This is a genomic window from Halobacillus sp. Marseille-Q1614 (assembly GCF_902809865.1).
Lineage (GTDB): Bacteria > Bacillota > Bacilli > Bacillales > Halobacillaceae > Halobacillus_A.
The window spans coordinates 2,205,312-2,217,886 of sequence record NZ_CADDWH010000001.1; the positions used below are offsets into that span (position 1 = coordinate 2,205,312).

At 40.8% G+C, this 12,575-nt stretch carries 9 protein-coding genes; 1 reads left to right on the forward strand and 8 read right to left on the reverse strand.

Annotation, left to right across the window (positions count from 1 at the left end; all coding sequences use genetic code 11):
- Window positions 1-12 precede the first annotated feature (12 nt).
- The 4 genes from HUS26_RS11155 to HUS26_RS11170 all read right to left on the reverse strand — a co-directional run bounded on the left by HUS26_RS11155 (window position 13) and on the right by HUS26_RS11170 (window position 5,417).
- A complete protein-coding gene (locus HUS26_RS11155; RefSeq protein WP_173917221.1) occupies window positions 13-870 on the reverse strand; it encodes a sugar phosphate isomerase/epimerase in 858 nt (285 codons plus the stop codon).
- A 72-nt stretch (window positions 871-942) separates the two neighbouring features.
- The gene (locus tag HUS26_RS11160) at window positions 943-2,433 is read right to left on the reverse strand and encodes a UxaA family hydrolase (RefSeq protein WP_173917222.1); all 1,491 of its coding nucleotides are present in this window, start codon (window positions 2,431-2,433) and stop codon (window positions 943-945) included.
- Window positions 2,434-2,450: 17 nt separating this feature from the next.
- Entirely contained in the window at window positions 2,451-3,878 is a 1,428-nt protein-coding gene (uxaC, locus tag HUS26_RS11165) for a glucuronate isomerase (protein ID WP_254434179.1), read from the reverse strand.
- A 21-nt stretch (window positions 3,879-3,899) separates the two neighbouring features.
- Complete coding sequence (locus HUS26_RS11170; protein WP_173917223.1) at window positions 3,900-5,417, reverse strand: tagaturonate reductase; 1,518 nt, start codon at window positions 5,415-5,417, stop codon at window positions 3,900-3,902.
- A gap of 276 nt (window positions 5,418-5,693) precedes the next feature.
- Here HUS26_RS11170 and HUS26_RS11175 point away from each other — a divergent pair, with 276 nt between their 5' ends.
- The gene (locus HUS26_RS11175) at window positions 5,694-7,181 is read left to right on the forward strand and encodes a BCCT family transporter (protein ID WP_173917224.1); all 1,488 of its coding nucleotides are present in this window, start codon (window positions 5,694-5,696) and stop codon (window positions 7,179-7,181) included.
- 82 nt (window positions 7,182-7,263) lie between these two features.
- On the opposite strand, the gene HUS26_RS11180 is transcribed toward HUS26_RS11175, so the two are convergent.
- The 4 genes from HUS26_RS11180 to HUS26_RS11195 all read right to left on the reverse strand — a co-directional run bounded on the left by HUS26_RS11180 (window position 7,264) and on the right by HUS26_RS11195 (window position 12,575).
- Window positions 7,264-8,097, reverse strand: coding sequence for a YitT family protein (locus HUS26_RS11180; protein ID WP_254434286.1), 834 nt, complete (start codon window positions 8,095-8,097; stop codon window positions 7,264-7,266).
- A 455-nt stretch (window positions 8,098-8,552) separates the two neighbouring features.
- Window positions 8,553-10,106: a BCCT family transporter gene (locus HUS26_RS11185; protein ID WP_173917226.1), complete on the reverse strand. Its 1,554-nt coding sequence runs from the start codon at window positions 10,104-10,106 to the stop codon at window positions 8,553-8,555.
- A 179-nt stretch (window positions 10,107-10,285) separates the two neighbouring features.
- Complete coding sequence (locus HUS26_RS11190) at window positions 10,286-10,882, reverse strand: YpjP family protein (RefSeq protein ID WP_173917227.1); 597 nt, start codon at window positions 10,880-10,882, stop codon at window positions 10,286-10,288.
- Between the two features lie 538 nt (window positions 10,883-11,420).
- A complete protein-coding gene (locus HUS26_RS11195) occupies window positions 11,421-12,575 on the reverse strand; it encodes an acyl-CoA dehydrogenase family protein (RefSeq protein ID WP_173917228.1) in 1,155 nt (384 codons plus the stop codon).

Below are 12,575 nucleotides of genomic sequence, written 5' to 3' on the forward strand. Positions count from 1 at the left end.
TCACATCTCTCCTCATTTAAGTATGTTGTCTGATACAGAAGTCTTCCAGCGTGCCTTTTCACGAATTCCTTCGATATAGCTTCTCGCTTCAAGCATTTGATGTTCCTTAGCGGCCTCCATAATGATTTGCACCTGCGGTTTATATTGCTCCAGAAGCTCCATGTACAGCTCGTAGTTTATGTCACCTTTTCCGGGAACGACGGTTTGAATCTCCCCGTCTTCTCTAATGATTCGATCCTTGGCATGGCAGGCAATAATACGCTCGCCTAATAGGTCAAAAGCTTGCCTGATCACTTCATCCTGCTGTGAGAAGTTGTTCGTATGGACTAAGTTACCCGGGTCTAAGACCACTCCAATGTTTGGAGATGGGACTTCTTCAAGCATTTGGCTCAATGATTCCGCCGTGCCGATCAAGTGCTCATTCGCTGGTTCTATTCCGATATACACCCCCCACTTTTCTGCTTCTTCCACAAGCTCCTCTAACCCCTCTCGAAGAATGCTCCACTCCTCTCCTGTTGCTTTATTTGTAACTTTTCCCACTTCGCACGCTACCATAGGCGCTCCAAAGAACCTGGCATGGCGGATTAATTCCTTAAACCTTTCCAGATTCTCACGCCTTACAGCTTCATCCTCGTGAAAAAAGTGCAAATAACAAGCTAATACCGAAATCGAAACCTTATGCTTATCAAACTCTTCAGCAATATCTAAAGCTAAGCCAGGGCTCAGCACCCCAGGCTTCGTAAAATCATAATCATTAAATGCCTTCCATAAAGCGAGCTGAACATGCTTGAAATTTTTTGCCCCTGTTTTATAAGCAATCTCTTTATAAGACATTTTTCCAAATAAATGTGCGAGAACTCCAACTGTCATCATAAGCTCCTCCTTCGTAAAAAAAGCCTCAATTCAGCGAAAAGCTGAAGTAAGGCTTTCATTCTAATTCAACTACAGTGTGACACCTGACTTAAAGATCGCAATCTCACGGAAATTGTTTTTCTCATGATTTAACCACTCGCCATTTGCGACTTGTATAATGTACTCGATGAAGTTTTCGAGTAATTCTTCTGCCGGCTGGCCTTCTACTAAGCCTCCTGCATTAAAGTCGATCCAGTGCTTTTTATTTTCATAAAGTTGAGAGTTGGTAGAAATTTTCATCGTAGGAACGAAAGAACCAAATGGTGTACCTCTTCCTGTTGTAAACAAAACCATTTGGCATCCTGCAGCTCCCAGTGCTGTCGATGCGACGAGGTCGTTTCCCGGTGAACTCAGCAAATTCAGCCCTTTTGTCGTTAAACGTTCGCCGTATTTCAAAACGTCTGTCACTATAGATGTTCCCGCTTTCTGGGTACACCCTAAAGATTTATCCTCAAGGGTTGTAATCCCGCCATCTTTGTTCCCGGGAGAAGGGTTTTCATAGATAGGCTGTTTATGCTCGATAAAATACTGTTTAAAGTCGTTAATCAACTCTACCGTCTTATGGAACACTTCTTTATTTTGGGCACGTTCCATTAAGAGGGTCTCTGCCCCGAACATTTCTGGTACCTCTGTTAAAACAGTTGTGCCGTTTTGAGCTGCGAGATAATCTGATAATCGCCCGAGCAGCGGGTTCGCTGTAATTCCTGAAAATCCATCCGAACCGCCGCACTTTAATCCAATTTTCAATTCAGATAAAGGCACTTCTTCTCTATGGTCATCCTTCGCACTCTGATAGATTTCATGAAGAAGTTTGACGCCTTCTTCCATTTCGTTTGATACATCTTGAGAGGTAAGGAATTTGATTCTCTCTTCGTCAAAATCTCCTAGTGATTCTCTAAATTCATTGACACTATTATTCTCACAGCCTAACCCGAGAACTAGGACGCCGCCAGCATTGGGGTGTTTTACAGCATTCCCCAGAATCGTACGCGTATTTACGTGGTCGTCTCCCAGCTGTGAACAGCCATAGTTATGGTTGAGCACTTGAATATTATCAAACGGAGCAATATCGCCAACTTCTGATTGAAAAATTTTAATAATCTGCTCAGCGATGCCGTTAACGCATCCTACCGTTGGAACGATCCACAGCTCATTGCGGATACCGACATTGCCGTCTTTTCTTCTGAATCCCTTGAATGTGCGTTCTTCCAAAGAATAAGGGTTATCTACGAACTTCGGCTCATAATGATAATCTTGGACACCGTCTAAGTTCGTCTTCGTATTGTGCGTGTGCACCCAATCTCCCGCTTGCACTGCCGTCTTTGTATGACCAATCGGGAAACCGTATTTAAGAATATCGCTTCCTTCCTCCATATCAGCAAGAGCGATTTTGTGACCTCTTGGGATATCGCTTTTCAGCTCAAGGTTCTGCCCTTCCAAGTGAATAGAGGTTCCTTTTTTCAACTCTTTTAAAGCGATCACAACATTATCTTTGTCATTAATTCTTAGAAACTCTTCCACTGTTGTTCACCTCTTCCTCACGATACTGTGAGATTCTGAGTCTTCTTCTGAAAACCTAAATATTGTTCAGCATTTCTATAAGAAATATCCTGAATAATTGGTCCAAGCAATTCATCATCATTTGGAACTTCGCCATTTTCTACCCATGATGCTAACAGGTCACATAGGATGCGGCGGAAATATTCATGCCTTGTATAGGAGAGGAAGCTTCTTGAATCTGTCAGCATTCCAATGAACTGGCTGAGCAGCCCCATGTCAGCAAGCGTTTTCATTTGTGACAGCATGCCTTCTTTTGTGTCGTTAAACCACCAGGCCGTACCAAACTGAATTTTCCCAGGAATCCCTTCCCCCTGGAAGCTTCCAGTGATTGATGCCAGTACCGGGTTGTCTTTAGGGTTTAGTGAATACAAGACTGTTTTTGGAAGAGCATCTTCTTTTTCTAGAGAATTTAGAAGTTTAGTCAATGGTTCTGCGATCTGTCCATCATTCATGCTGTCAAAACCAGTATCCGGTCCCAGCCTGTCGAACATTTTTGAGTTGTTGTTTCTTAAAGCACTAATGTGGTACTGCATCACCCAGCCTAATTTAGCATAAATTTTACCTAAGAAATTAAGCGTGTATGTTTTATACTTCGCTTCTTCTGAACGGCTGACTTTGCTGCCATTCTTTGCTTTGGCGAAGATTTGGCTGACCTCTTCCAGAGTTGCTTCTTCGTACAGAATTTCATCTAAGGCATGGTCCGATACCCGGCCGCCAACCTCGTGGAAAAATTGAGCCCGAGCGTCAAGCGCTGCTAAAAAGTCTTCATAATTTTGAATGGAAATGTCCGCTGATTGTTCAAGCTTTTCCACCCAGTCAGTAAACCCTTCCCGATTTAACTCTAAGCCTTTATCAGGCCGGTAACTAGGAAGTACGGTTGTTTCAAAATCACTTTCCTTCAATTGCTGATGATATTCCAGAGTATCTGCAGGGTCATCTGTTGTGCATATGACTTTTACATTGGAAGTTTTGATTAAATCCCGCACACCAAAGTCGTTTTTATTTAACTGATGGTTCACGCTCTCCCATACTTCATCCGCTGTATCTTCATTTAAAGCAACATAAATATTAAAATAACGCTGCAGTTCTAAATGAGTCCAGGTGTAAACAGGATTTCCGATTGATTTTGGAACCGTCTTGGCCCAGGCCAGAAACTTTTCGTAAGAGGAGGCATCTCCAGTAATATACTTTTCTTCAATGCCGTTAGCCCTCATCAGCCTCCATTTGTAATGATCACCGTCGAGCCAGATATCAGTAATTGTCTTATAGGATTTGTTTTCATAGATTTCCTTTGGACTTAAATGACAATGATAATCGATGATCGGCATGTCTTTTGCATAATTGTTATATAAGTGTTCAGCTGTTTTGCTGTTTAATAAAAACTTCTCATCCATAAAATTTTTCAATGGGATCCCACCTTTGCGTTTTTATACAGGCTTTGCGCTGTTAAGCATTTCCTTCATCGCAACCTTTGCTCCATTTTCCTCGATAGCTTCAAAGAAATGAACGACAGCTCTCGTCATACCAGGCAGCTGATTCAGGTCCCTTCCCCATACCTTTTCATTACTTAATACTTCTTGAATGGTGATCGAACCTTCCGTCTGCCAAAATTGCATAAACGTCTGCAGAACGACTTCATCATCTCTCACCTTATACTCCACTCCGTCTTTTACACTTAAAAAGTGGCCATCATGAATCGTTGTCGGTCGGTAGTAATGGAATAACGCAGCGATCGAGAAGCTGAATGCATCCGGCACTCTCTGATGAAGCTCGATATGTTTATTTAATAAAGGAAATACGCGGCTTTTCATTTTCTGAACGGCGTTTAACCCTAAATCTGACAACTGGTGTTTAACGAATGGATTTTGAAATCGTTCCATAACGGAGTCAGCAAACGCTTTCTTTTCTTCTTGTTCAAAAGAAAGCAGCGGTAAGATATCCTTGAAAATCACCCGTTTAACATAAGAGCTGCTCACCGGATTTTCCATCACTTCTCTAACAGTCTTTAATCCTGATAAAAATCCGACAGAAAATAATAACGTATGAGGAGCATTGAGAAGACTCACCTTCATTTCTCTAAAAGGCTGAACTTCGCCCCACTTTACGTTTAGCCCCGCCTCTAGAAATGGAAGCTTATTCTTCAGCTCTTTATCTGACTCAATCACAAACAGATGAAAAGGTTCACCCACAGCCATTAAAATATCCTGGTAACCCAGCTTTTGCTCCCATTCGTCAAGATTTTCCCTCGGAAATCCTGGAACAATTCGATCGACTAGTGTATTACAAAATATATTATGCTTTTCAACCCATTGGATAAATTCCTCGTCTAAGTCCCATTCTTTCGCTAACCGGATAACAATCGACTGAAGCAGTGACCCGTTTTCTTCTATAAGTTCACATGGAATAATGACAAAACCTGCTTCAGGATCACCTTTAGCATAAATGAAGCGTCGGTGCATCAAGGCGGTCAGCTTTGCTGGAAAGGATAACGGAGATTCTTTTACAGGATAATCCTCTTCCATATACACAACACCGGCTTCTGTCGTATTCGAGAAAATAAACTCGATTGAATCTTTTTCCGCAAGAGAGAGAAAAGCTTCCCACTCATCATAAGGATTAATACTTCTTGAAATTGAAGAGTTGATTTCAATCTCCTGTTTTTCTTTTCCGTCTTCAATTCCTTGAAGGATAGTTGTATAGAGATTATCCTGTTTTTTCAGCTTAGGAACTACCTTCCCATGAGGGGTTGGCTGAATCGCCACGGTTCGGCCATTAAAAAGATCTTGTTTATTCATTTGCTGAATCATCCAATTGATATAAGCCCGAAGAAAATTTCCTTCACCAAATTGAATCACTTTCTCTGGCAGCTCTTTTTGGATTAACTCTTTATCAGTAGCTGAAATATGAGACAGCTTTGAGATATTATCTTTATTAAGTGTGATCATGAAGGATTTACCTCCTATATTAAAAATAACAACGTTGTTATTTTTAATGAAAAAAATATTATACTCAGGGGAAATGAGGGAATGTAACAACGTTGTTATTTATAGTGTATTTATATATCTTCCAAAAGTCAATGGGATAACACAACATTTGTATGAAAAGTTTGAATATTACTTCTTGTTTAGGAAATCACTAAGTGGGTATGGAGAACTAACCCCTGCCTTCACCCTCCATCTAATGACCCATTTTTTACCAAAATTATTTGAAAGGAGATCTCTATGAAAAAGGTAACTTCAGTTTTTTGGATCGCTCTTGCGATTACCTTATTTTCAGTTCTATGGGGCTCACTAGCTCCAAAAAATTTAGAAACGATTACAGGAAATATTCAAGCTTATATTTCTACTCATTTTGGCTGGTATTATTTATTAATTGTTACATTCTTCGTTGTTTTCTGCTTATACATGATTGTAAGTCCTTATGGCAAAATGAAATTAGGGAAGCCTGACGATAAGCCTGATTACAGCTATCCTACCTGGTTTGCCATGTTATTCAGTGCCGGGATGGGAATCGGGCTTGTTTTTTTTGGTGCTGCTGCACCGATTCAGCAGTATATGACTAACCCTCCTTATGGTGAACCCGGATCAGAAGAAGCACTCGCCAATGCAATGCCTATAACTTTTTTCCATTATGGTGTTCACGCCTGGGGGATTTATGCAATTGTTGCCCTTGTATTAGCTTACTTTAAATTCCGTCGTGGGGCTCCGGGGTTAGTAAGTGCCACACTCGAACCTTTATTTGGAGAGAAAATGAAAGGTCCGTGGGGAAAACTTGTCGATGTGGTAGCTGTATTCGCTACAGTGGTAGGTGTGGCAACTACGCTTGGATTCGGTGCCGCACAAATTAATGGAGGAGTTACTTATTTAACTGGGATAGGAGAAGGTTTTGGGATACAACTTCTCATTATTGTAATTGTAACGGTATTATTTATGATTTCCGCTTATACAGGAATAAGTAAAGGCATTAAATATTTAAGTAATGCCAACATGGGATTAGCCGTTATTTTATTTCTAATCATGATCATTATCGGACCTACCCTTTATATTATGAATATGATGGTTGATTCACTTGGAGCTTATCTTCAAAACCTGCCGCGGGAAAGCCTGCGCGTAGCTCCCAATAACGAAGATCAACAACAGTGGATTAATAACTGGACTGTGTTTTTCTGGGCATGGTGGATCGCCTGGTCTCCATTTGTCGGTATTTTTATCGCCCGTGTTTCCAAAGGTCGAACCATCCGGGAATTTTTGTCCGGTGTGTTACTTGTTCCATCTCTTGTCAGCTTCTTATGGTTCTCTACATTTGGAAGTTCTGCAATAGAAAAGCAGAATGCCGGTGCCGACCTTGCTAGTTTAGCACCTGAGCAAATGCTGTTTGGTGTATTTGACCAATACCCTTTAAGCTTGCTGTTATCGATTATTGCGATGATGCTCATCGCTACATTCTTTATTACATCAGCTGACTCTGCAACCTTCGTATTAGGGATGCAGACCACCAACGGTTCGTTAAATCCTCCAAAAGCTGTTAAGTTTGCATGGGGGATTGCCCAATCTGCTACTGCCGCTGTTCTTCTGTACACCGGCGGCTTACAGGCACTGCAAAATGCATTAATTTCAGCAGCCTTTCCGTTCTCATTCATTATGCTGCTGATGGTCTATTCACTGTTTAAAGCTTTAAGAGCAGACAAAGCAGCACTTGACCGCCAGTGAAAACGAATGAACCTAATTGAAAAGAGAGCCCTTAATTTCTTTTAGGGCTCTCTTTTGTATTTATTCTTTTTTGCTTCGCACCCTAATGAATATTATGCTTCTTGAATCGCCCGCCGCGTACTTCATCTACATCAGCCACGGCTAAAAAAGCTCCAGGATCAATATCATCTACAATAGCCTTCAGCTTCGCTTCTTCGAGCCGGGTCACGACACAATACACAATTTTTTTATCGTCGCCTGTATAGGCGCCTTCCCCGTGAAAATAGGTGACTCCCCTGCCAAGACGGTCAATAATAGCTCGGCCGATTTCTTCCCAATGATCACTAATGATTGTAGCCGATTTCGATTCATCAAGACCGTCGATTACAATATCAATCGTTTTAAAAGCAATGAAATAAGCTAATACCGAATACATAGCGTTATTCCAACCGAGTACGAATCCTCCTACTGTAAAAATAAAAAAGTTAATAAACATAATAATTTCACCGACAGAGAAGACTAGCTTGCGGTTAAATAAAATCGCTAATACCTCTGTACCGTCCAGGGCACCACCATACCTGATCACAAAACCTATGCCGACACCAATCGTGATACCGCCAAAAACAGTAGCCAGCAATACATCCTCTGTAAACGGAGGTACAGAATGCAATAAATAGGTGGTAACTGAAAGGACAGAAATACCAAATAATGTGGAGAATGAAAAAGTTTTACCTAAAATTTTATATCCCATAAAAAGGAATGGAATATTTAAAAAGAAGAGGAAAAGTCCAATCGGAATATCTGACAGGTAGGAGAGGATAATGGAAATACCCACTATCCCTCCATCCATAATGCCGTTAGGTACAAGAAAAATTTCAATTCCTGCCCCCATAAGGATGGCACCTAAAAAAATAAACAATCCTCTTTTCAGAATCATCGTTTTACTCAGCTTTTTGTGTTCACTTTTGACTTTGGTTTCAGCTTTCGCTTCGGTTTTGGTTTTGGCTTCGGTTTTGGTTTTGGCTTCGGCTTTTTCCATTAACAAAAACAACTCCTCGCGAATAGTTATTTTTATAACAGGTTGGATTCATTTTGTTTCTTAGTGGCAGCAGGAGCACCATCAGCACAAGTGTATTTAAACTATAATTGTACTGGCATTCAATTAAAAGAGGGAACAAATGAAGGTGGTTGGTCCTCGTTCTAATGTGGAGGATTTAATTTTAAGTATTTATTATTTGGAATAAGTACGAGTTTAACGATCTGAAAAGCGGTTCATATGGAAAGGCTGGCAATAGAATATGGCCTTGATTAAAAGAGTTGGTTAATTAATTATATCAGTTTATCAGAAAAAATAAGAACATTTCCCTTAAAAAGGAAAAGAAGCCCTTATTTTCAAGAGCTTCTTTTCAACTGGGTCTGTCTTACATTATGTTTCCAAGCCTTGTCTTTATCAATCATCCGCTTCGCCGCATAGATGAGAATAAATTGAATAACGATGATTGGCAGCCCCATAAGACCGGAAATCACCTCTAATGGAGCAAGACCCCCGATTCTCATCAGGACAAGAGCAAGCGCCGTAATGATCGCAGCAATAATAATACGCAGAGTTTTTGGCGGTTCAAACTTACTCATATCCCTTGTGCTCGTATAGGCAGCCACCGTATACGTTGTTGAATCAAGAGTGGTTGTTAAGAAGATAAGGGCAACAATCATAAAGATAATGATGGAAACTTCTCCAAATGGCAATGTGGATAATATCTCTGGAATAGCAGCCATTCTTGCTTCATTCTCTACAAGGTCAAGCACGGCAAGATCTCCATTCAGATAACGGTGGACGCCCAACCCGCCTAGTACCCCTGTCGCAATCCAGGAGATCAAGGTAGGTGCCAGGAAGTACGTGAGAATCATTTCTTTGATCGTTCTTCCTCTAGAAATCTTGGCAGCGAACACACTGTGAAGCATAGCCCATGTGGCGCTGTAGGCAAACCAGAAGACGGTATTGCTTTGAATATGGGAGCTTTCTCCGTGAACAGATTGAGTATCTAAGGAGAAGTTAAGGTAGTTAGATAATAAAAACGGTACACTATCTGAGAAATAGTTTAATATAAATACGCCCGGTCCGCCTATTAGTATGAATATAACGAAAATCCCAGCCAGATACATGTTCCATGTACTCAGACGCTTTATCCCTTTTTCTATACCTAAGTACGCACTTAGTGAAAATAAACATACCCACACGATTGTGACGATAATGGTCATAGTAAATGTAACTTCAAAACCTGTAAGGTGGGACAAGTTATGGGTGATAATCGGTGCTCCAAGACCTAAAGTAACGGCGGCACCAGATAAAATACTGATAAGAAATAGAATATCAAAGATTTTTCCGCCGATTCCATCAGTAAACTTATCGCCAAAAATATCCCGGCAGGCTTCAGAGATTCTCATGAGCGGGCGTTTTTTTACGTGCAGGATATACCCCATAGCCGGTGCAATCATGACGAATATAGCGAAAACCTGCAGCCCCCATAAGAACATGCTGTAGGCATTCCCCCAAAGAAGAGCTTCAGCTGAGCCAGGCTCCACTCCCGCCGGTGGATCATTTGCAACAGATGTCCACTGCAGCATCCCTGTTCTCATAATCGTTGAACCTACACCCATGGCGATTAGAATGGACGCATATTCAAAGAGATTAAAACGGGGTTTTTCTTTTGGATTTCCCAGTACGACTTGGCCATATTTTGAAAAAGATAAATATAAACCCGCAACAACTAAAACAATTCCATACCATAAATAACCCCACGTAAACACTTCTACGATATAATCAAAAACAGAATTCAATAATTCCAATGACTCTGCTTCATATAGAGCGAACGGAATACTAATTCCAATAATAATTAATAAGGATGGAATAAATATTTTGTAATCAATTAATTTCTTTCTATTCATCGAATCCTCCTCTATTCTCTCTGTTTAAGGTTGTCTTACCCTCTACCCGCTCAGGAGGATGAATAAAAGAAAAATATTAAGTTTTCATTAAGAAATTTTCTATCAGGTTTAAAATTAGAAACTATTAGAGTTTGAAAATAAAAAACACCTTTCTAACTGAAGAAAGGTGTTTCCATTCATTAAGACATCCATTTTGGCGGTGTGTTTTTATCCCAATACACTTCTCCAAGCACGTGATGCTCTTCAAACTCATCCTCACTTAAATGATAGTGAAAATTAAACCAGTAGCCTTCGCCGGGGCGGTTATCGCGTCTCACATCAAAGCGTGCGATTTCTTCTTTTGTACGGCCATCAAGGATTGTAAAAATCTTCTCCCCATAACCACGGTTAAGCTCCTCGGTAATTTCGTAATAAGGAACTTCCTCTTCGCCCTTTTCGCCACGTTCAGTCACGATCGCTTTAATAACTTTCTCCATTTTAGGAAGAATCTCTTTTTCTACATCATCTTCTACTTTGTCAGCTATTCTAGGTCCCATTTTCGTTATCATCTGGACCTTCGCCTGTTCGGTGATCGTATGTAAATAATCATCAGGTACAGCTGATGTTTCCATTTCTAGCTCAGCGGGTTCAGCATCCTCAAGAGAGACAGAATCTTCTCTTTCTGTAACTTCCTTCTTATCGGCTGCCTCCATCTCTACATAAGCAGGTGGAATGTACAGTCCTAACGTCATAATTGTCACTAAGACGACGAATACTTTTCTCATCCAAAGATTCATAGAATTGGCTCCCTCGGTATGTACTCTATTTAAATTCTACCATTTTTAAGGAAAATGTCTATATAACAATCTTTGCACTAAAGGCCCTGCTGAGAAACAGCGACCCACAAAAAAAGCCCCTGGAATCCAGGGGCTTTCTACTGATATCTTATAAAGACGTTATACAATTCTCTTGATTAATCTTCCAATCGCACGTGGAATAAATAGAAGGATATCGACGATAGTATGGATTAATGAACGAATCAGTCTCATGGTCATCCCTCCTTCTTGTTTTGTATACCTACACTTTCCACGGAAGGTTCCGTTTCAAACGGATTCCTTATAGAAGTAATATAAATTTAAACTAAAATCCACTTTATGCCATCTCTCGTTCAGATAACCTAAAGTGGATGAACAATAACGTACATTAGGGTTGATCGGCTTCGGCAGTTTCTAGCATTTTCTAGATCATGTACTACTGATACAGAAGTTTTACGTACCAGTGTTTTTTTCTTATAGAAACCGATTTGCAAATATACATCGTTCCCTTTTCCAATCGTTACAGCCCCATGCTCTTAGCGATTATGATCTTCATAATCTCATTCGTTCCCGCATATACAGACGTAATCGGGATGTCCCGATACCTTCTGGCAATCTCGTACTCTTCCATATACCCATAACCTCCGTGCAGCTGCATACATTCTCCTGCAACCTTTTTAGCCAAATCTGTCGTCCACCATTTGGCCATCGAAACTTCATTTACGATGTCCTTCCCTGCGATGTGCTTGACGATCAGTTGATCGACAAAGGTGCGCCCGATCTGGATTTCTGTCGCCATTTCAGCCATTTTAAACTGGGTATTCTGGAATTTACTAATCGGTTTACCGAAGGCTTCCCGCTGTTTTACATAATCCATCGTTAGTTCGAGCATCCGTTCCGCCGAGGTCATGGCCGCAATTGCAACTGTTAATCTCTCTTGCTGCAATTTATCCATCAAATAATAAAATCCTTTGCCTTCTTCCCCTAACAAGTTCTCTGCCGGCACACGGCAATCTTCGAAAATTAACTCTGAGGTATCCCCCGCATGCTGTCCTACCTTTCTCAGCTTTTTCCCTTTCTTGAAACCGGGAACCTTTTCATCAACCGCATCTACAATGAGAAGACTGATGCCATTACGTGCTGGTTCGGCTGTTGGATCTGTTTTACAAACGACGACGACAAAGTTAGTTGTATAACCGTTGGATACGAACGTTTTCTCACCGTTGATAATATAATCGCCGCCATCTTTTAAAGCTGTCGTTTTAATAGCTGCCAAATCCGATCCTGTCCCTGGTTCCGTCATCGCGATCGAAGAAATGATATCTCCTGTCGTGCTTCTTGGCAGCCATTTCTGTTTTTGTTCTTCTGAACCAAAAGAGGCGATATACGGCATGACAATATCATTGTGGATGCCTGGTCCACTTAAGCCCGTACCCACTTTTTCTAATTCTTCTCCTAACACGACGGAATAACCGAAGTCGGCATCCATGCCTCCGTATTTTTCTTCCAGCCAAGGACATAGAAATCCGAGTTCACCAAGCTGTTTCCAAAAAGAATGAGGAAGCTGACGGTTCTCTTCCCATTTTTCGAAATTAGGGATGACTTCTTTTTCTAAGTATTTTCTTAATGACTTCCGAAAGATTTCATGAATCTCAGTTAAAAATGGTCTATCCAT

Excerpts from the sequence above, each read along its gene's own strand:
- HUS26_RS11155 (WP_173917221.1), bottom strand. The coding sequence starts at position 870 with ATGACAGTTGGAGTTCTCGCACATTTATTTGGAAAAATGTCTTATAAA.
- HUS26_RS11170 (WP_173917223.1), bottom strand. The coding sequence starts at position 5,417 with ATGATCACACTTAATAAAGATAATATCTCAAAGCTGTCTCATATTTCA.
- HUS26_RS11175 (WP_173917224.1), top strand. The coding sequence starts at position 5,694 with ATGAAAAAGGTAACTTCAGTTTTTTGGATCGCTCTTGCGATTACCTTA.
- HUS26_RS11180 (WP_254434286.1), bottom strand. The coding sequence starts at position 8,097 with ATGATTCTGAAAAGAGGATTGTTTATTTTTTTAGGTGCCATCCTTATG.
- HUS26_RS11185 (WP_173917226.1), bottom strand. The coding sequence starts at position 10,106 with ATGAATAGAAAGAAATTAATTGATTACAAAATATTTATTCCATCCTTA.
- HUS26_RS11190 (WP_173917227.1), bottom strand. The coding sequence starts at position 10,882 with ATGAATCTTTGGATGAGAAAAGTATTCGTCGTCTTAGTGACAATTATG.
- HUS26_RS11195 (WP_173917228.1), bottom strand. The coding sequence starts at position 12,575 with ATGGATAGACCATTTTTAACTGAGATTCATGAAATCTTTCGGAAGTCA.